We start from the raw sequence: 16,497 nt of genomic DNA, 5'->3' as shown, positions 1-16,497 counted from the left end.
GCCGCCAGCGAAAGTAGGATCTTCACGTCCCGTCTCCTTGTCGCCAGCAAGATGGGGACGAGCGCGGCCGTGCGCCATAAGCGTTTCGGCAGAACCGTTCTGCGAAATCAGAAACCCCTGGCCGCAAGGCCCGCGAGCAGCTTGTCGGGCGTGATCGGGTAGTCGCGCACGCGCACCCCGCAGGCGTTGTAGACGGCGTTGGCCACGGCCGCGCCGGCCCCCGAGTTGCCGAGCTCGCCCACGCCCTTCACGCCCATCGGATTGGCCTTGTCGTCCACCTCGTCGAGCATGATCGCCTCCACCTCGCCGATGTCGGCCTGGACGGGGATCACGTACTGGGCGAGGTCCTGGGCGATGAAGGAGCCGTAGCGCGCGTCCACCGCATTGCCCTCGTGCAGAGCCGAGGCCGCGCCCCAGATCATCCCCCCGGTCAGCTGGCTGCGGGCGGTCTTGGCGTTGATGATCCGGCCCGCGGCGAACACCCCCAGCATCCGCCTCACGCGCGTCTCGCCGGTCACCGGATCGACGCCCACCTCGACGAAGTGGGCCCCATAGGTGTGCTGGCTCCACTCGCGCGCATCCGCCGCCGGGCGGATCTCGCCGTCGGCGGTGAGGCCCTGGGGCGCGGCGCGGGCGACCAGGGCCGCGATCGTCTCGGCCCGGTTCTCCAGGGCGACAAGCCCGTCATGGAAGGTCACGGCCGCCGCATCCCCGCCGTGCAGCGGCGAGGCCGGATCGCCCACCGCCAGCTCGGCCAGGGCCCGGCGAAGGTTCATGCCCGCGTCCAGCGCCGCCGAACCGGCCGAGGCCGCCCCGAACTGGCCGCCCGAGCCGGGGGCCGGCGGCAGCTCGGAATCGCCGATCTCGACCCGCACGCTGGCCAGCGGCACGCCCAGGGTTTCGGCCGCGATCTGGGCCAGCACCGTATAGGTCCCGGTGCCGATGTCGGTCATGCCCTGGCGCACGGTGATCACCCCGTCGGCGTCCACCTGGAAGCTGCACTTGGCGGGCAGCAGGAAGTTGCCGCGGATCGCCGCCGCCATCCCCACGCCGACCAGCCAGCGGCCGTCGCGGACCTGGCCCGGAACCGGATTGCGGCGGTCCCAGCCGAACAGCTGCGCGCCCTCGCGCATGCAGCGGACCAGCTGGCGCATGGAGAACGGGCGGCCGGTCTCGGGATCGGCCTGCGGCTCGTTGCGGATGCGCAGCTCGATGGGGTCGAGGCCGAGCCGTTCGGCCAGCTCGTCCATGGCGCATTCCAGGCTGAGCGTGCCCGAGGCCTCGCCAGGCGCCCGCATAGGGCCAGCGGCCGGCAGGTCCAGCTTCACCAGCCGGTGGCCGGTCAGGCGGTTGGGGGCCGCGTAGAGGCTGCGCGCGAAGTTGGACGCGCGCTCGGTGAACGCGCCGTCCCGGTCGCAGTGGGTCCAGGTCATCAGCGACATGGCGGTGAGCCGGCCATCCGCCTGGGCGCCCAGGCGGACCCGCTGAACCGTCGCCGGCCGGTGCACCGTGGCCTGCATCATCTGCCGGCGGGTGAAAGCGACCTTCACGGGCCGGCCCAGAGCGCGCGCAGCCAGCGCCGCCAGCGTCAGGTCGTCGTAGGTCTGGCCCTTCCCGCCGAAGCCGCCGCCGATGTAGCGGGTCAGGAGCCGCACGTCGTCGCGCCCGATCCCGAGGGTTTCGGCCAGGCCATGCTGGGCCGGCTTCACCATCTGGACCGAGGTGTGGACGACGCAGGTCCCCCCCTCCCACCAGGCCGTGGTGGCGCACGGCTCCATCTGGCAGTGGTTCTGCACCGGGGTCGTCCAGGTGGCGTCGAACTGCACCGGCGCGGCCGAGAAGCCCGCCTCGAAGTCGCCGACCTGCACGTCGCCCTCGCCGGGCGGATCGCCCGCGGCGTCGAGGTTGGCCGAGAAGTCGGTGACCGCCGGCTCTTCGGCGTAGGCGAGCCGCACGAGGCGCGCCGCGGCCGTGGCCTGCTCCAGGGTGTCGGCGGCGACGAAGGCGACCGGCTGGCCGAAGTGGACGATCCGGTCGCTCTCCAGCGCGGGCTTCGACCCGGCGGTGCTGCGCGGATGGACCCGCGTGCCGCGGGGCGCCTGGGCCGGGACGTTGCGATGGGTCCAGACGAGGCGCACGCCCGGCGCGGCCTCGGCTTCGGCGGTGTCCACATCGGCGATCCGGCCACGGGCGATCTCGGCCCCGACCATGACCCCATAGGCGGGCTGGGCCGGCGGCTCCACCTCGTAGGCGTAGGGGGCGGTCCCGGTGACCTTGAGCGGCCCTTCATAACGGTCCACGGCCTTGCCGAAGACGCCGGCGCGGCCTTCCTTGATCGGATTGGTCGCTTCCCAGTCGCGAACCGAGCTCATCGGCCCCTCCCCCGCGCCTCGGCGACCGCCGCGGCCGTCAGCCGGGCGACCAGCTCCACCTTGAAGGCGTTGCGGCCGGCCGCGGCCGCCTGCGCCAGTTCGATGTCCGCGGCCTCGCGCGGCGAGGCGCCGGCCGCGAGCGCCGCCTCGGCGTCGGCGGCCCGCCACGGCTTGTGCGCCACCATGCCCAGCGCCACAGCGCCGCCCGCCACCGCGACGCTGGCCAGGCCCCCGGCGTAGGAGGCGCGGTCACGGGCCTTGCGGTAGACCTGGCCGCCCGGCGGCGGGGGCGGCAGCACCACCGCGGTGATCAGCTCGCCCGGGATGAGGTGGGTGTCCACCTGCGGCGTCTCGCCGGGCAGGCGGTGCAGCTCCAGCAGCGGGAACGCCCGCGTCTCGCCGGTCGGCGCCAGGGTCTCGACGACGGCGTCCAGGGCCGCCAGGGCGACGGCCATGTCCGAGGCGTGGGTGGCGATGCACGCGTGGCTCTGCCCGAGGATCGCGGCGTTGCGGTTCAGGCCCTCCAGCGCGCCGCAGCCGGAGCCGGGCTCGCGCTTATTGCAGGGCTTGGCCGTGTCGTAGAAATAGGCGCAGCGGGTCCGCTGCATCAGGTTGCCGCCGACGCTGGCCTTGTTGCGCAGCTGGGGCGAGCCGCCGGCCACGATCGCCTGGGCCAGGACCGGATAGCGCGCGCGCACCCGCGGGTCGGCGGCCGCCTGGCTGTTCGTCGCCATCGCCCCGATCCTGAGGCCCCCCTCGGGCGTCTCCTCGATCGCAGCGAGCGGCAGGCGGCCGACGTCGATCAGGTGGGCCGGCCGCTCGATGTCGAGCTTCATCAGGTCGAGCAGGTTGGTGCCGCCGGCGATGAACTTCGCCTCGGGCGTCGCCGCCGCGGCCTGGACCGCCGCCAGCGCGCTCCCGGCCCGCTCGTAGGTGAACGGCCTCATCCGGCGACCTCGCGGATGGCGGCCACGATCTGCGGATAGGCCGAGCAGCGGCAGAGGTTGCCGCTCATCCGCTCGCGCAGCTCGGCGTCGGTGAGGTCGACGGGCGCGGTCAGGTCCCCGGTCTCCTGGCTGGGCCAACCGGCCTCGACCTCGGCCAGCATGCCGACCGCCGAACAGATCTGGCCGGGGGTGCAGTAGCCGCACTGGAAGGCGTCGTGGGTCAGGAAGGCCTGTTGCATCGGGTGCAGGGCGTCCGGCGTCCCGAGGCCCTCGATGCTGACCACCTCGTCGCCGTCGTGCATGACCGCCAGGGAGAGGCAGGCGTTGATGCGCACGCCGTTCACCAGCACCGTGCACGCCCCGCACTGGCCGTGGTCGCAGCCCTTCTTGGTCCCCGTCAGGCCCAGGGTCTCGCGCAGGAGGTCGAGGAGGGTCGTGCGGGGATCGACGTCGACCGAACGCGCCTCTCCATTGACGGTGATGGTCGTGCGCAACTGGCCCCTCCTCCGCTTCCCCGGTGATCCCGCCGATGCGCGAACCCGGGCGTTCTCGTGACGCCTACCTGAACCGGGATGTCCGTCCGGAACAAGCCTTGGCGCCCCTGCGCAGCGCGCGAATCAGGAGGACGCCTCGCCCGGCGCGAGGGCCTTCACCGACAGCGCGTGCACCGGCCCGGCCAACTCCTCGGCGAGCGCGCGGTAGACCATCCGCTGGCGGGCGACCTTGTTCGCGCCGGCGAAGGCCGCGGCCTCGATGACGACGTTGAAGTGGCTCTCGCCGCCGGGCCTCGCCCCCGCATGGCCGTGGTGGCGCGCGGAGTCGTCCTCGACCTCGAGCCGGGTGGGCTCGAACGCGGCGGTCAGCTTGTTTCGGATGGCCTCGATTATGGCGCCCATCAGCCCGCTGTTCAATTCTTGAAGGGAAGTTCCTGGACCCCATACTTGGCCCATGCCCGGCGCGTTTCAATACAGGCCCAAGTTCGTCGACATCCGCGTCCGCCCGCCCGCCCAGGAGGAGGATCTGCGGGCCGAGGACGTGCATGCGCTGAAGCCGGGCGAGCGGGCCTGCGACCATCCCGGGTGCCGGCGGGCGGCCACCGCCCGGGCGCCGAAGTCGCGCGACATGCTCAACGAGCACTACTGGTTCTGCCAGCCGCACGCGGCGGAATACAATCGCAACTGGAACTTCTTCGCCGGCCTCTCCGAGGACGAGATCCGCCGCCGCCAGGAGGACGAGCTGAAGACCGGCGGGCGGCCGACCTGGGAGATGAAGGCCGGGCGGATGTCCCGCGAGTCCGCGGCCTTCGTGCACAAGTTCGCGAAAGGCCAGGGCGGGAGCCAGGGTGGCTACCGCGACTACCACGACCTGTTCGGACCCAACGCCCGGCGCGGCCCTGCGCCCGAGCCCGAGGACCGGCGGCTGGGCAAGATCGAGCGCAACGCCCTGGCCGACCTCGACCTCGACGCCGGCGCCGACAGCGCCAAGATCCGCACCCGCTACACCGAGCTGGTCCGCCGGCTGCACCCCGACGCGAACCAGGGCGACCGCTCGGGCGAGCAGAAGCTGCAGCGGGTGATCAAGGCCTACCAGGCGCTGCGCAAGGCGGGGATGGTCTAGGTCCCGGTCAGCGCCCGCCAGGCGACGTAGGCGGCGGTCGCGATCACCATCAGGGCGAAGATGCGCCGGGCCACGTCCGCGCGGCGGGCGAGCCTGCGCGCGATCGGCGCGCCGCCCACGGCTCCGACCGCGCCGCCCGCCACCAGGGCGGCGAAGAGGCCCCAGTCCACCAGGCCCGAGACGGCGTAGCTGGCGCTGGTCGCCGCCCCGAACAGCGTCACCGATACCAGCGAGGAGGCGGCCGCGTGGGCCAGGGTCATGCCGGTCGCGGCCATCAGCCCCGGTACGATCAGGAAGCCGCCGCCGATGCCGAAGAAGCCGGCGGCCAGGCCGGTCAGCAGGCCGACGGGCGCGAGCCGGACCACCAGCCGGGGATTGAGCCGCACCGCCGGATCGCCCTCGTTCTTCTTCGGCAGCAGCATGGAGCCGCCCACCAGCGCCATGGCCAGCGCGAACCAGACAAGCAGCGTCCCGCCCTCCACCTGCTTGGCGAAATGGGCCCCGGCCAGGGAGCCGGCGAGGCCCGCCAGGCCGAACGCCAGCGCGCAGGGCCACTTCACCCGGCCCGCCCGGGCCTGCGCCGAGAGGCCCATCGCCGCGTTCACCGCCACCGCCGCCGCCGAGGTGCCGATCGCCACGTGGGCGTCGCGCACGCCGACGACGTACAGCAGCAGCGGCGTGGCCAGGACCGATCCGCCGCCGCCGAACACCGTCAGCAGCAGGCCGACGAGGGCTCCGCTGGCGACCGCGGCGAAGTAGGCCGAGGGCTCCATGTCAGGGGGTGGTGACCGGCAGCCGCAGGAACACGTGACCCCTCGGCGTGGGCGGCGGCAGGGCGCCGGCGCGGATGTTCACCTGCAGCGAGGGCAGGATCAGCGTCGGCGCCGCCAGCGTGGCGTCGCGCGCCGTCCGCATGGCCACGAACTCGGCCTCCGAGACGCCGTCGTGGACGTGGACGTTGCCCGCCCGCTGCTCGGCCACGGTCGTCTCCCAGCGGAAGGTCTCGCGGCCTTCGGGCAGGTAGTCGTGGCCGACGAAGATCCGGGTCTGCGGCGGCAGCGCCAGGATCTTGCGGATCGAGCGGAAGAGCGTCGCGGCGTCGCCGCCCGGGAAGTCCGCCCGCGCCGTGCCGTAGTCCGGCATGAACAGGGTGTCGCCCACGAAGGCGGCGTCGCCGATCAGGTAGGTGACGCAGGCGGGCGTGTGGCCGGGCGTGTGCAGCACGCCGATCTCGATCTCGCCCATCCGCAGGACGTCGCCCTCGCCCAGCAGCACGTCGAAGACCCGGCCGTCGGGGCTGACGTCGTCGGCCTCGAACATCGGGATGAAGGTCTTCTGAACCTCGCGGATGTTGGCGCCGATGACGAGCTCGGCGCCCGTCGCCTTGCGGATGTAGTCGCCCGCCGAGAGGTGGTCGGCGTGGGCGTGGGTCTCCAGAACGAAGGCGAGCTTCAGGCCCTGGTCGCGGACGGCGGCCAGCACCTCGTCGGCCGAGCGGGTCGAGAGCTTCGCCGACTTGGGGTCGAAATCCAGCACCGGATCGACGACGGCGGCGACGCCGGTCGCCGGGTCCGAGACGAGGTGCGTGGCGGTCGAGGTGGCGCGGTCGAAGAACGTCTGGACGTGGGGTCGCATGTTCGTGGGCTCCCTTTCGAGATCCAATATATTAGATCCTCCTAATATAACAAGCGCAGCCCAGGATGGACGGATCGTCCGGCGGCGCCCTGATCCGCCGCAAACCGCCGGCTTCCGCGGGGGCATCTGGCGAGGGCGCGGAGGTTGGCGTTTACTGTCCCCGAGGCGCCGGCAGAGCGCCCGGGAGGACGACATGGGCGAACTTACCAGCGGCGCACGGCGGCTGCCGATGGGCGATCTCCAGCAACGGGCGGCGCGCGCGGCCGCGGGCCTGGCCAGCCTGGGCGTCGGCCGGGGCGATCTGGTCGCGCTCTACCTGCGCAACGATTTTCCGTTCTTCGAGGCGAGTTTCGCCGCCGGCCTGATCGGCGCCTATCCGACGCCGGTGAACTGGCACTACACGGCCGACGAAGCGCGCTACCTGTTCGAGAATTCAGGCGCCAAGGCGATCGTCATCCACGCCGACCTCATCGAGGGGATCCGCGAGGCCCTGCCGCCCGGCGTGCCGGTGCTGGCGGTCGCAACCCCGGCCGAGATCGCGGAGGCTTACGGGGTGGAAGCCGCGCCGGTCCCGCCCGGCATGACCGACTGGAGCGCCTGGCTGGAGGGCTTCCCGCCGGCCGAGGCGACCACGACCGAGGCGCCGGGGACCGTCATCTACACCTCAGGCACCACCGGCCATCCCAAGGGCGTCCGCCGCGCGCCGCCGACGCCGGAAGAGGCGATGGTGACGATGACGATCGTCGGCCGCGCGTTCGGCTTCATCGGCCACGGCGATCCGCAGGACATCGTCACCGTGATGACGGGCCCGATGTACCACTCGGCGCCGAACGCCTATGGCCTGGCCGCCGCCCGCCTGGGCGCCAAGGTGATCCTGCAGCCGCGCTTCGACCCCGAGGAGCTGCTGCAGCTCATCGCCCGCGAGAAGGTCACGCACCTGCACATGGTGCCGATCATGTTCCACCGGCTGCTCAAGCTGCCCGACGAGGTGAAGGCGAAGTACGACCTCTCCTCGCTCCGGTTCGTGGTCCACGCCGCCGCGCCCTGCCCGCCCCCGATCAAGCGGGCGATGATCGAGTGGTGGGGCCCGGTCATCAACGAGTACTACGGCTCGACCGAGACCAGCGCCGTGGTGTTCTGCACCTCCGAGGACTGGCTGGCGCACCCAGGCACGGTCGGCAAGGCCTGGCCCGAGGCGGACGTGCGGGTGATCGACGCCGAAGGCAATTCCCTGCCTCCGGGCGAGGTCGGCGAGGTGGTGGCGCGCATCCGCGGGATGGCCGACTTCACCTACCACGGCGACGACGCCAAGCGCCGGGCCAGCGAACGGGTGGGCCTGATCGCGCCAGGCGACATCGGCTACTTCGACAAGGACGGCTTCCTGTACCTCTGCGACCGGGCCAAGGACATGATCATCTCGGGCGGGGTGAACATCTACCCGGCCGAGATCGAGGCCGAGCTGCTGAAGATGCCCGGCGTCGCCGACTGCGCCGTCTTCGGCATCCCCGACGAGGAGTTCGGCGAGGCGGTCTGCGCGATCGTCCAGCCGCAGCCGGGCGTGGAGATGGACGAGGCGGCGGTGAAGGCCTACCTGCGCGCCCACGTCGCCGGCTACAAGGTCCCCAAGCGCGTCGAGCTCGCCGCCGAGCTGCCGCGCGAGGACTCGGGCAAGATCTTCAAGCGCAAGCTGCGCGAGCCCTACTGGGCCGGCCTCGAGCGCCAGATCTAGGCGCCGGATCTAGGCGCCGGATCTAGGCGACCGCCCGCAGCCGCGCCCTCGGGTCGGCGCCGGCCACGGTGAAGGAGCCCATCGTCCCGGCCAGATCGTCCACCTGGGCGTGCAGGGCCCGGGTGGCGGCCGTGGTCTCGTCGACCATGGCGGCGTTCTGCTGGGTGATCTGGTCCATCTGGGCGACGGCCACGTTCACCTCGTTGAGGCCGCGGGCCTGCTCCTGGGCCGAGGCGGCGGTCTCGCCCACCAGCCGGTCGATGGAGCCGATGCGCTCGACGATGGCGGCCAGCGCCTCGCCCGTGCGGCCGACCAGCTGCACGCCGGTCTTCACCTGACGGGTGGACTCCCCGATCAGCCCCTCGATCTCCTTGGCGGCGTCGGCCGAGCGCTGGGCCAGGGCCCGCACCTCCGAGGCGACGACGGCGAAGCCGCGGCCGGCGTCGCCGGCGCGGGCGGCCTCGACCCCGGCGTTCAGGGCCAGCAGGTTGGTCTGGAAGGCGATCTCGTCGATCACCCCGATGATCTGGCCGATCTTGCGCGACGAGCCGTCGATCTCGTCCATGGCGGCCACGGCCTGGCGCACGACCTGGGCGGACTCGTCGGCCTCGCCCTTGGCGGCGGCGACGAAGCGGGCAGCCTCCTGGGCGCCCTCGGCGCTGCGGCGGACGGCGACGGTGATCTCCTCCAGCGCCGCGGCGGTCTCCTCCAGGCTGGCGGCCTGCTGCTCGGTGCGCTGCGAGAGCTGGTCGGCGGCGCCGCCGATCTGCGCCACGCCTTGCGAGACGCCGGACGCCGCCGCGGCCGCCCCGGCCACCGCCTGCTCCAGCGCCGAGATTGCGGAGTTGAAGTCGGCGCTGACCGTCTCGAACTCGGGGGCGGACGCCTCGATGCGGGCGCGAAGGTCGCCGCGCGACACGCGGGCCAGCGCCGCCTCCAGCGCCGCCACCATCTCGGCCTGCCGCTGTTGGGCCGCCTCGCGCTCGGCTTCCAGCCGCCGGCGCTCGGCCTCGAGGGTCTCCAGGTAGATCGAGATGGCGAAGTCCATGTCGAGCAGGACGGCCTTCACCAGGGCCCCGGCCGCGGCGCCGGTCTCTTCCGCCCCCCGACGGCCCGCCAGAAGGCCGCGGCGGCCCCAGCGCTCGTCGATGAGGTCCCGCAGCAGGCGCTCGAGGATCAGGGCGTAGCCGGCGATGTACCAGCGCGGCTCCAGGCCGATGCGGGCGTGGGTCTCGCCGATGGTGCGGACGCCGCGCACATAGCTTTCGTCGAACTTGCCGCTCGCGATGATCCGCCAGTGGTCGCCCTGGCGGGCGTGCGCGCCGGCGATGTGGCTGTCGTCGCGGAAGAAGCGGCGGACCTCGGGCGTCGCCTTCACCCGCGTGTAGAACGCATCGAGCGCCGGGCCGATGTGCTCGCCGATGAACGGCTGAAGCCGGGCCAGCGCGGCGCGCGTCTCCGCATCCAAGCCGATGAAATCCAGGCGCTGGCCGATCGCGTACGCGTCACTCACGAGCATAAACCCCACTTGTTGTGAGGTCTTAAGAGCCGGCCGTCCGTTAACGCCGCCTTGCCGCCCGCTGCGGCCATGCGCCACAGCCAAGCTTGACCGAAATCAAGGCGCGATCCGGGGTCTCTGCTCCCGGGATCAGGCCGCCGCCGCGCCCCGCCGTTCGGCGAACCAGGGGATCATCCGGCGGATCGCCTCCTCGATCTCCGGCGTGGAGACGGCGAAGCTCATGCGGATGAACCGGCGGCCTTCCACGGGATCGAAGTCGATGCCGGGCGCGGTAGCCACGCCCGTGTCCTGCAGCAGGCGCTTGCAGAACGCCAGGCTGTCGTCGGTCAGGGCGCCGACGTCGGCCCAGATGTAGAAGGCGCCGTCCGGCGGGGCGATCTTCTGCAGGCCGAGGGCCGGCAGGGCCTCCAGCAGGAGCTCGCGGTTCCTGCGGTAGGTGGCGACGTGGCCCTCCAGCTCGTCGCGGCAGTCCATCGCCACCAGGCCGGCGTGCTGGGCCAGCGCCGGCGCGGTCAGGAACAGGGCGCCCATGTAGGCGATGGCGCGGGCGGCCTCGTCGCGCGGGACCAGCAGCCAGCCCAGGCGCCAGCCGGCCATGCTGAAGTACTTCGAGAAGCTGTTCACGACGATGGCGGTGGGCTCGAACTCCAGCATCGAACGGGTCGGCTCGGCGTAGCTGAGGCCGTGGTAGATCTCGTCCGAGACGATGCGGATGCCGCGCGCCCGGCACACCTCGGCGATGCGGGCGAGCTCGTCGCCCGGGATCACGGTGCCGGTGGGGTTGGCGGGGCTGGCCAGGATCACCCCGGCCGGGGCCGGGTCGAGACCGGCCAGCAGCTCGGCGGTGAGCTGGTAGCGCGTCTCGGCCCCGCAGGCGATCTCGAGCGGGACCATGTGCAGCGCCTTCACCGTGTTGCGGTAGGCGACGTAGCCCGGGCGGGCCATGGCGATCACGTCGCCCGGCTTGAACGTCGAGGACAGCGCCAGCACCAGGGCCGGCGAGGCGCCGCAGGTCAGGGTGATCTGGACCGGCTCGACCGTCACGCCGTAGGTCTCGGCGTAGTGGCGGCAGATGCGCGCCTTCAGCGGCGCGCTTTCCCAGTAGCCCATGGCCTCGGTGTCCAGCACCTCATGGGCGCGGGCGATGGCGGCCTTGGGGGCGCCGGTGGAGGGCTGGCCGAACTCCATGTGGATGACCTGGCGGCCCTCGGCCTTCAGCTTCTGGGCCAGGCCGCTGATGGAGATGGCGTAGAAGGGATCGATCTGCGCGCTCATGACGCTGGGGTAGCCGAACGCCGCGCCGAACGCCATGCGGCTTGACCGCCGGCCCCCGGGGCGCGATGCGGGGCCCAGAGGGGGAGCCTGGAATGAGCGCATCCGAAGCCGGCGTGGGCGGGCCTGAGACGCGGCGCGTGCTGACGGCCAGCCTGGTCGGCACGGCGGTCGAGTTCTACGACTTCTACATCTACGCCACGGCCGCCTCGCTGGTGTTCGGGCCGCTGTTCTTTCCCGGCGAATCCCCTTCGGCGCAGCTGATGAGCGCCTACGCCACCTTCGCCGTGGCGTTCTTCGCCCGGCCGGTGGGGGCGGCGTTCTTCGGCCACTTCGGCGACCGGATCGGGCGCAAGTCCACCCTGGTGGCCTCGCTGCTGACCATGGGCGGCTCGACCCTGCTGATCGCCTTCCTGCCGACCTACGCCATGGTCGGCTGGGTGGCCCCTGCGCTGCTGTGCCTGCTGCGGTTCGGCCAGGGCTTCGGCCTGGGCGGCGAGTGGGGCGGGGCCGCGCTGCTGGCGGTGGAGAACGCCCCGCCCGGCTGGCGCGCCCGCTTCGGCATGTTCCCCCAGCTCGGGGCGCCGGTGGGCTTCATCGCCGCCAACGGCCTGTTCCTGCTGCTGGGCCTGTTCCTCAGCCCCGAGGACTTCCGCGCCTGGGGCTGGCGCCTGCCGTTCCTCTTGAGCGCGGTGCTGGTGATCCTGGGCCTGTGGGTGCGGCTGAAGCTCACCGAGACCCCGGCGTTCCAGAAGGCGCTGGCCGAGGCGCCGCCGGCGCATGTGCCGATGGCCGAGGTGTTCCGCCGCCACGCCGGGGCGCTGGTGGGCGGCACCTTCGCGGTGGTGGCCTGCTTCGCCATCTTCTACCTCGCGACGGCGTTCGCGCTCGGCTACGGCACCACGACCCTGGGCTACAGCCGCGAGGCGTTCCTGGGGGTGCAGCTCGTCGCCATCCTGTTCCTCGCCGGCGGGATCGTGGCCGCCGGCTGGTGGTCGGACGCGGCCAACCCGCGCCGGGTGCTGATGGCCGGCTGCGTCATGACCATCTTGATCGGCGCGCTGATGGGCGCCCTGATGGGCTCGGGCTCGCTGTTCTTGATCTGGCTGTGGCTGTCGCTGGCGCTGCTGGCGATGGGCTTCGTCTACGGCCCGCTCGGGGCCTACCTGCCCAGCCTGTTCCCGCCGCGCGTGCGCTACACCGGCGCGTCGATCGCCTTCAACATCGGCGGCATCATCGGCGGGGGCATGGCGCCCATGGTCGCCCAGATCCTGGCGGACCGCGGCGGGCTCTTTCCGGTCGGCTTCTACCTGGCCGCCGCCGCGATCCTGAGCCTCGCCGGCCTCGTCCCCACCAAGGTGCGGCACGCGGACTGACGTCCTCGTCATGGCCGGGCCTGTCCCGGCCATCCAGATGCACCGTCACTTGGAGGAAGGGCGGCGGTCCGCGCGAACCCCTCCAGGCCTGCGTCTCCGGATGGCCGCTCGCCATGATGTGGACGGCGTTCAGACCGGAACCTCGCCGGCCACCGTGGTGCGGTGCATCACCCGCAGGTGGCCGTCGTAGCCGCCTTCGGCGAAGTGGGCGGTGCAGCGGTTGTCCCACATCAGCACCATGCCCGGCCGCCATTTGTGGCGGTAGACGAACGCCTCCTTGGTCATGTGCGCGAACAGGAAGCCCAGGATCGCCTGGCTCTCCTCGACCGTCAGCCCCTCGATCCCTGTCGTGTAGACCGGCGAAACGTAGAGCGCCTTGCGGCCGGTCACCGGATGGGTGCGGACCAGCGGATGGGTCAGGCTCGCGTCCGCCTCGGGCGAGACGATGATCTCCATCGTCCGCTTCTCGGTCTCGCGGGCGAAGACGCCCTTGGTCCCATAGGCGCGGGTCGCCGAGTGGACCGCGCGCAGGCCCTCCAGCATCCGCTGGAAGGTCGGCGAAAGCGCCTCGTAGGCCCGCGCCCCGTCGCAGAAGAGCGTGTCGCCGCCGACCGGGGGCACGATCTCCGAGCGCAGGATGGTGGCGGCCGGCGGGCGCGCCTGGAAGCTCCAGTCCGAATGCCAGCCGGCCCCGAAGTTGGTCGCCTTCTCGTCCGGCTCGCGGCGCAACTCCAGCACGTTCGGATGGCCCGGCATCGGCTTGATGAAGGGATCCTCGCCGAACGGCCCGATCTGCAGGGTGAAGGCCTCGAGCGCGTCCAGGCTCAGCGGCTGGTTGGGAAAGGCCAGGACCGCGTGCCGGGCCCAGGCGGCCTTCACCTGCTCGAGCACGCCCGGCGGCAGGGGCCTCGACAGGTCGAGCCCGCGCACCTCGGCCCCGAAGCCGGTCGGCTGCGGCCGGACCTCGATCTCGCGCACGGCGGCGGTCATGCCGCCGCTCCCGCGGTCGGGGGCTGCAGCGCCTTGATGTAGGTGGAGAGGTCGAAGTAGTCGCGCCAGACCTTGATCTTGCCGCCCTCCATCTCAAATACGCCGCAGCAGGGCAGGTCGATGGGCGTCTCGCCGACCTTCGTCCGGTCCAGGCGCTCGGCGATCACCACATCGCCCCGCGCGACGATGTTCAGGAGGTCCCATTCGGTCGCCGTCCAGCCGCGGACGAAGCCCGCGATGAAGGCCTTCACCTGCTCGCGGCCCTTCACGGGGCCCGTGGGCATGTTGTGATAGACGCCGTCCTCGGCGAAGAAGCCGGCCAGTTCCTCGGGATCGAGGCGCGACCAGGCTTCGATGAAGTCGCGGATGACCGCTTCGTTGGCGTCCATGTCGTCGTTCCTCCCGTTTGCGTCGGCGCCTCTTCGCGGGCGCGCCTGCTCTAGAAACACCCGTTTGCTTCCGCCCCGGCAAGCCTGTAATCCGGACCCGCCATGGCCGCTTTCGACACCACCGAAGACAAGCTGATCTCCCTGGTCCCGGACAAGGAGGTCGACGCCCGCGAGACCTTCGGCGTGGACTTCGACATGAAGGTCCCCGCGTTCTCCGAGCGCGACCCGCACGTCCCCGACGTCGATCCGGCCTACAAGTTCGACCCCGAGACCACCCGAGCGATCCTGGCGGGCTTCGCCTTCGATCGCCGCGTCATGGTCCAGGGCTATCACGGCACCGGCAAGTCCACCCACATCGAGCAGGTGGCCGCGCGGCTCAACTGGCCGATGATCCGGGTCAACCTCGACAGCCACATCAGCCGGATCGACCTGGTCGGCAAGGACGCCATCGTCCTGAAGGAAGGCAAGCAGGTCACCGAGTTCCGCGAGGGCATCCTGCCCTGGGCCATTCAGCGGCCCATCGCCCTGGTGTTCGACGAGTACGACGCCGGCCGGCCGGACGTGATGTTCGTGATCCAGCGGGTGCTGGAGGCCGCGGGCAAGCTCACCCTGCTCGACCAGAACCGGGTGATCCGCTCGAACCCCTACTTCCGGCTGTTCTCGACGACCAACACCATCGGCCTGGGCGACACCACCGGCCTCTACCACGGCACCCAGCAGATCAATCAGGCGCAGATGGACCGCTGGTCCATCGTCACCACGCTCAACTACCTGAGCCACGACGTCGAGGCGGCCATCGTGCTGGCCAAGGCGCCCGCCTACGACACGCCCGAGGGCAAGCGGACCATCGCGGCCATGGTGCGCGTGGCCGACATGACCCGGAACGCCTTCATGAACGGCGACATCTCGACGGTCATGAGCCCGCGTACGGTGATCACCTGGGCCCAGAACGCCGAGATCTTCGGCGGCGACATCGCCCTGGCCTTCCGCATGACCTTCCTGAACAAGTGCGACGAGCTGGAGCGCGGCACCGTCGCCGAGTTCTTCCAGCGCGCCTTCGGCCAGGACCTGCCGGAAAGCACCGCCCGGGTGCGGGTGGCCTAAGGCCGCTGGACGGCGGCCCTCCGCGCCGCCATCATCAAACCCGGTTTTCGAAAAACGACCGGGGAGGACTTCCGATGATCAGGACGCTTGCGAGCGCCGCCGCGCTTGGCATGGGGCTGCTGGCCGCAGGCGCGGCGCAGGCCCAGACCGCTCAGGCCGCTCAGGCCGCCGAGCCGGCCCGCACCGACTACGCCGACAAGGCCAACTGGCTGTGCTTCCCCGGCAAGGCGAACGACGCCTGCGCGGTGGACCTGACCACGACGGTGATCAAGGCGGACGGGTCGAGCACCATCGAGACCTTCAAGGCCGATCCGAAGGCCCCCATCGACTGCTTCTACGTCTATCCGACGGTCTCGACCGATCCGGGCGTGACCTCGGACCTGAAGGCCGACCCCGCCGAGCTCAACGTCGTGAAGCAGCAGCTCGCCCGCTTCGGTTCGAAGTGCCGCATCTATGCGCCGATGTACCGGCAGTTCACCCTGGCGGCCCTGCGCTCGATGATGCTGGGCCAGCCCTTGCCGGGCTCCACCGATCCCTCCGCCCGCCAGGTCGGCTACCAGGACGTGGTGGACGCCTGGAACCACTACCTGACGCACGAGAACAAGGGCCGCGGCGTCGTGCTGATCGGCCATTCGCAGGGCTCGGGCGTGCTCCAGCGGATGATCCCCGCCGAGGTCGAGGGCAAGCCCGTCCAGAAGCAGCTCGTCTCGGCGCTGATCCTGGGCTCGAACCTGCCGGTCGAGGCCGGCAAGGACGTCGGCCAGTTCAAGACCATCCCGCTCTGCAAGTCGGCGAGCCAGACCGGCTGCGCGATCAGCTTCGTGACCTTCCGCGCGGACGCCCCGCCGCCCGCCGGCAGCCGCTTCGGCAAGGTCCCGCAGCCGGGCATGGAAGCCGCCTGCACCAACCCCGCCGCCCTGGGCGGCGGCACGGGCGAGCTGAAGGCCTATCTGTCGAACAACGCCAACATCGCCGCCGCCTCCCAGCCGACGCCCGAGTGGGTGAAGGGCAAGTCCAACCCAGAAACGCCCTTCGTGGCCCTGCCTGGCCTGATCACCGGCGAGTGCGTATCGAAGGACGGCTTCAACTACCTCTCGGCGAAGATCCACGCCGATCCGGCCGATCCGCGCACCGACGTGATCAACGGCGACGTGGTCAACGGCGGGCAGGTCCTGGCCGACTGGGGCCTGCACCTGATCGACGTGAACATCGCCATGGGCAACCTGGTGGACGTCGTCGGTCAGCAGTCCAAGGCCTACCTGGCCAAGGCCCGCTAACGCGAAGCGCCCGCCCTCCGGCCGGAGGGCGGGCGCGCCGTCTTCGGAACGTGTCGCGTCGCTAGCGCGTCAACTTGCGCCCGGCCATCAGGCCCAGCACGAGGAAGATCACGAAGCCGGCCACGAACAGGAAGAACAGGAACTTCGCGATGCCCGCCGCAGCGCCGGCGATGCCGCCGAAGCCCAGCGCCGCCGCCACGATGGCGACGACCGCGAAGATCAGAGCCCATTTCAGCATGGCGTCCTCTCCTCTGACCTGAGCCACCAAGC

16 protein-coding genes are annotated in these 16,497 nt (G+C 71.5%); 5 read left to right on the top strand and 11 right to left on the bottom strand.

Translation table 11 applies throughout. The features are described 5' to 3' along the window. Positions 1 to 107 precede the first annotated feature (107 nt). From PHZ_RS04025 to PHZ_RS04010, 4 genes are all read right to left on the bottom strand, one after another. Positions 108 to 2,372, bottom strand: a complete 2,265-nt coding sequence (locus tag PHZ_RS04025) for a xanthine dehydrogenase family protein molybdopterin-binding subunit (protein WP_012521302.1) — start codon at positions 2,370 to 2,372, stop codon at positions 108 to 110. Continuing rightward, positions 2,369 to 3,319: an FAD binding domain-containing protein gene (locus tag PHZ_RS04020; protein ID WP_012521301.1), complete on the bottom strand. Its 951-nt coding sequence runs from the start codon at positions 3,317 to 3,319 to the stop codon at positions 2,369 to 2,371. Before PHZ_RS04020 ends, PHZ_RS04025 begins: the two co-directional genes overlap by 4 nt. Continuing rightward, the gene (locus PHZ_RS04015) at positions 3,316 to 3,813 is read right to left on the bottom strand and encodes a 2Fe-2S iron-sulfur cluster-binding protein (protein WP_012521300.1); all 498 of its coding nucleotides are present in this window, start codon (positions 3,811 to 3,813) and stop codon (positions 3,316 to 3,318) included. Before PHZ_RS04015 ends, PHZ_RS04020 begins: the two co-directional genes overlap by 4 nt. Before the next feature lie 123 nt (positions 3,814 to 3,936). Beyond that, the gene (locus PHZ_RS04010) at positions 3,937 to 4,215 is read right to left on the bottom strand and encodes a BolA family protein (RefSeq protein WP_012521299.1); all 279 of its coding nucleotides are present in this window, start codon (positions 4,213 to 4,215) and stop codon (positions 3,937 to 3,939) included. Between the two features lie 52 nt (positions 4,216 to 4,267). On the opposite strand from PHZ_RS04010, the gene PHZ_RS04005 reads away from it, so the two are divergent. Then, a complete protein-coding gene (locus PHZ_RS04005) occupies positions 4,268 to 4,936 on the top strand; it encodes a J domain-containing protein (protein WP_012521298.1) in 669 nt (222 codons plus the stop codon). On the opposite strand, the gene PHZ_RS04000 is transcribed toward PHZ_RS04005, so the two are convergent. Together PHZ_RS04000 and PHZ_RS03995 are read right to left on the bottom strand one after the other, a co-directional pair. Continuing rightward, positions 4,933 to 5,709 (bottom strand): sulfite exporter TauE/SafE family protein, encoded by a 777-nt coding sequence (locus PHZ_RS04000; protein ID WP_012521297.1) that lies wholly within the window; start codon positions 5,707 to 5,709, stop codon positions 4,933 to 4,935. The two genes, PHZ_RS04005 and PHZ_RS04000, sit on opposite strands and share 4 nt — an antisense overlap. A 1-nt stretch (position 5,710) precedes the next feature. Next, complete coding sequence (locus PHZ_RS03995; protein ID WP_012521296.1) at positions 5,711 to 6,571, bottom strand: MBL fold metallo-hydrolase; 861 nt, start codon at positions 6,569 to 6,571, stop codon at positions 5,711 to 5,713. Here PHZ_RS03995 and PHZ_RS03990 point away from each other — a divergent pair. After that, on the top strand, positions 6,570 to 8,300 hold the full coding sequence (locus tag PHZ_RS03990) for an acyl-CoA synthetase (protein ID WP_083770813.1): 1,731 nt from the start codon (positions 6,570 to 6,572) through the stop codon (positions 8,298 to 8,300). The genes PHZ_RS03995 and PHZ_RS03990 overlap by 2 nt on opposite strands. A gap of 22 nt (positions 8,301 to 8,322) precedes the next feature. Here PHZ_RS03990 and PHZ_RS03985 read toward each other — a convergent pair whose 3' ends face one another. Next, positions 8,323 to 9,819 carry a globin-coupled sensor protein gene (locus PHZ_RS03985; RefSeq protein WP_012521294.1) on the bottom strand — a complete coding sequence of 499 codons (1,497 nt, stop codon included), beginning with the start codon at positions 9,817 to 9,819 and terminating at the stop codon, positions 8,323 to 8,325. Between the two features lie 129 nt (positions 9,820 to 9,948). Further along, positions 9,949 to 11,094, bottom strand: coding sequence for an aminotransferase class I/II-fold pyridoxal phosphate-dependent enzyme (locus PHZ_RS03980; RefSeq protein WP_012521293.1), 1,146 nt, complete (start codon positions 11,092 to 11,094; stop codon positions 9,949 to 9,951). Between the two features lie 92 nt (positions 11,095 to 11,186). On the opposite strand from PHZ_RS03980, the gene PHZ_RS03975 reads away from it, so the two are divergent. Beyond that, positions 11,187 to 12,467 (top strand): MFS transporter, encoded by a 1,281-nt coding sequence (locus PHZ_RS03975; RefSeq protein WP_012521292.1) that lies wholly within the window; start codon positions 11,187 to 11,189, stop codon positions 12,465 to 12,467. A 129-nt stretch (positions 12,468 to 12,596) separates the two neighbouring features. On the opposite strand, the gene PHZ_RS03970 is transcribed toward PHZ_RS03975, so the two are convergent. Further along, a complete protein-coding gene (locus PHZ_RS03970; RefSeq protein ID WP_012521291.1) occupies positions 12,597 to 13,457 on the bottom strand; it encodes a TauD/TfdA dioxygenase family protein in 861 nt (286 codons plus the stop codon). Beyond that, positions 13,454 to 13,846: an SgcJ/EcaC family oxidoreductase gene (locus tag PHZ_RS03965; protein WP_041373124.1), complete on the bottom strand. Its 393-nt coding sequence runs from the start codon at positions 13,844 to 13,846 to the stop codon at positions 13,454 to 13,456. Before PHZ_RS03965 ends, PHZ_RS03970 begins: the two co-directional genes overlap by 4 nt. Before the next feature lie 102 nt (positions 13,847 to 13,948). On the opposite strand from PHZ_RS03965, the gene cobS reads away from it, so the two are divergent. Both cobS and PHZ_RS03955 read left to right on the top strand, forming a co-directional pair. Then, complete coding sequence (gene cobS / locus PHZ_RS03960) at positions 13,949 to 14,950, top strand: cobaltochelatase subunit CobS (protein WP_012521289.1); 1,002 nt, start codon at positions 13,949 to 13,951, stop codon at positions 14,948 to 14,950. 74 nt (positions 14,951 to 15,024) lie between these two features. Continuing rightward, on the top strand, positions 15,025 to 16,227 hold the full coding sequence (locus PHZ_RS03955; RefSeq protein ID WP_012521288.1) for a DUF3089 domain-containing protein: 1,203 nt from the start codon (positions 15,025 to 15,027) through the stop codon (positions 16,225 to 16,227). A gap of 61 nt (positions 16,228 to 16,288) precedes the next feature. On the opposite strand, the gene PHZ_RS22030 is transcribed toward PHZ_RS03955, so the two are convergent. Further along, positions 16,289 to 16,465 (bottom strand): DUF1328 family protein, encoded by a 177-nt coding sequence (locus PHZ_RS22030; protein ID WP_012521287.1) that lies wholly within the window; start codon positions 16,463 to 16,465, stop codon positions 16,289 to 16,291. Positions 16,466 to 16,497: the final 32 nt, after the last annotated feature.

Source organism: Phenylobacterium zucineum HLK1 (assembly GCF_000017265.1).
GTDB classification, from domain to species: Bacteria; Pseudomonadota; Alphaproteobacteria; order Caulobacterales; family Caulobacteraceae; genus Phenylobacterium; species Phenylobacterium zucineum.
The sequence above is the reverse complement of the archived record's forward strand: the minus strand, read 5'-3'. Positions and strand labels throughout refer to the sequence as shown.